The organism is Paenibacillus sp. 2TAF8 (genome assembly GCF_052114825.1).
GTDB lineage: Bacteria > Bacillota > Bacilli > Paenibacillales > Paenibacillaceae > Paenibacillus.
On the sequence record NZ_JBFRFN010000050.1, the window covers coordinates 1 to 2147 of the forward strand.

A 2147-nucleotide genomic window follows, 5' to 3' on the forward strand; every position below is an offset into this window, starting at 1 on the left:
CTTATGAACAAATGAGAAAAATAATAATTAATGGACTTCTTAATTTCTTGGAGAAACAAATGAATAATCGATAGTTTAACTAAGAAGAAGTAGCATCGGATAACATAATATTCAAGCAATGCCTCCTTCGGAGCCTTGGTCTGCGAGAAGGAATTCGGAGAAGCATTTCAGCAGACAACCCCTTCGGGGTTCATGAATACAGGAACGTTATGTGAAACCTCCCAAAAAAGATAACATAAAATTATATCAAAGGGGAAACAACGATGGTATGTGCATATTGCTCAAAGGAAGAGAAATTGACAAAGGAACACATTATTCCAGATGCACTTTTAGATATATTTGCTGAATGTGATTTTACAATAAGAGGGGAGAACTATTTTAAAGCTGATCCAATAATTAAAGACGTCTGTTTTAAATGCAATAATGAAATACTAAGTGAACTTGATAACTATGGAACGAATTTAATAAAAAAGTATTTTGTTAGTGAGTATGACCCTGATACGAAACTTAATATTGATTATGATTATAGATTATTGTCAAGATGGTTGTTAAAGATAGCCTACAACGGCGAAAGGTCTTTTAAAAGAAATGCTGAATTATTCTTGCCATATCTTGAATACATCATGGGTACTACTGAAGAAAATCCTAAAATTTCTTTGTTTGCAGGATTAGCTATCGATACTTCACCTATGCCTGAATACTATCACGATAATATTAAGCTTCAGGTTATCACCGCACCAAAATTTGTAGGAGAAAGTATACTCGAACCAACTGATGCATTTGGAACCTCTTTTAAAATAAGAAAAAATATGAATGATTTAAATATTCCAGAGCTACAAGAGAGTTTTTTATTTAGATTCGGATCTGCTATCTTTCTAATGCTTTTATGGAAGGATGACTCCACTTTAGAATCATTAAATTCATTTGAATGGATAATACAACATATGTACCCTTACAAATTATTGAATAAAGAACAACAGGGATTAACTGAAATTAAAAGAGTGACTCATGCATTTAATATACATACTCTTATTTTGATTGATACTAACATTGGAATGGATTTTGCTGATAGATGTAGTATAGGAATGTTTCAAGGTAGAGATCCAATTGAAGTAAGAAAATCATTAAGTGTAGGCTGGGATGAATATGTAAAGGAAAAGCGCTCAAAAGCTCTAGAAAACAGAAAAAATAAAAAGTGAATTCTGCTTGTATTTCAAAGATGATGGAGGAATCACATAACATAATATTCACGCTGCGGGCATACGCCCTTGGTCCGGCAGTCGCCGGACACCCAGCATACGCTGGGTCGTGAATACAGGAACGTTATACGCAACCCCTGAGAGACAAGACATATTAATTGATGATAAATTACTCCGCGAGCTAATTCGATGAATTCTGTGAATCTCTTTGAGCCGCAATGTTAGATGCAGATCGAAGAGACATTAAAGATCGAAGAGACATTGAAGATCGAAGAGACATTAAAGATCGAAGAGGCATTGAAGGTCGAAGAGGCATTGAAGGTCGAAGAGACATTGAAGATCGAAGAGACATTGAAGATCGAAGAGGCATTGAAGGTCGAAGAGACATTGAAGATCGAAGAGGCATTGAAGGTCGAAGAGGCATTGAAGATCGAAGAGACATTAAAGATCGAAGAGACATTAAAGATCGAAGAGACGTTGAAGATCGAAGAGGCATTGAAGGTCGAAGAGACATTGAAGATCGAAGAGACATTAAAGATCGAAGAGACATTGAAGATCGAAGAGACATTAAAGATCGAAGAGACATTGAAGATCGAAGAGGCATTGAAGATCGAAGAGACATTGAAGATCTAAGGGACATGAAGGAACGGGCAAAGCATATTATGGAGGTATTTCGAAGAGGTCAGGGGAAGCGTATAACATCATATTCAAGCAGCGGCTCCTTTGGAGCCTTGGTCTGCAAGGTGGATTTCGAAGAGGCATTTCAGCAGACAACCCCTTTGGGGTTCATGAATACAGAAACGTTATAGGAAATCCATGTGAAGTCACTTCAGGAGGGATTAAAGAAGATGAACAAAAAACTAGTAGACCAGTTTGAGCATTTCAATGAATTTGTAAAAGTAATTGATGATCGGACTTGGCAAAAGCCGATTGCTCCTGGAAAGTGGA

At 36.6% G+C, this 2147-nt stretch carries 2 protein-coding genes; one reads left to right on the forward strand and one right to left on the reverse strand.

Going from position 1 to position 2147, the window contains the following annotated elements:
• Positions 1-263: 263 nt before the first annotated feature.
• Positions 264-1199: a hypothetical protein gene (locus AB4Z30_RS29840; protein ID WP_441931221.1), complete on the forward strand. Its 936-nt coding sequence runs from the start codon at positions 264-266 to the stop codon at positions 1197-1199.
• 221 nt (positions 1200-1420) lie between these two features.
• On the opposite strand, the gene AB4Z30_RS29845 is transcribed toward AB4Z30_RS29840, so the two are convergent.
• Complete coding sequence (locus tag AB4Z30_RS29845; RefSeq protein ID WP_441931222.1) at positions 1421-1828, reverse strand: BspA family leucine-rich repeat surface protein; 408 nt, start codon at positions 1826-1828, stop codon at positions 1421-1423.
• Between the last annotated feature and the right edge of the window lie 319 nt (positions 1829-2147).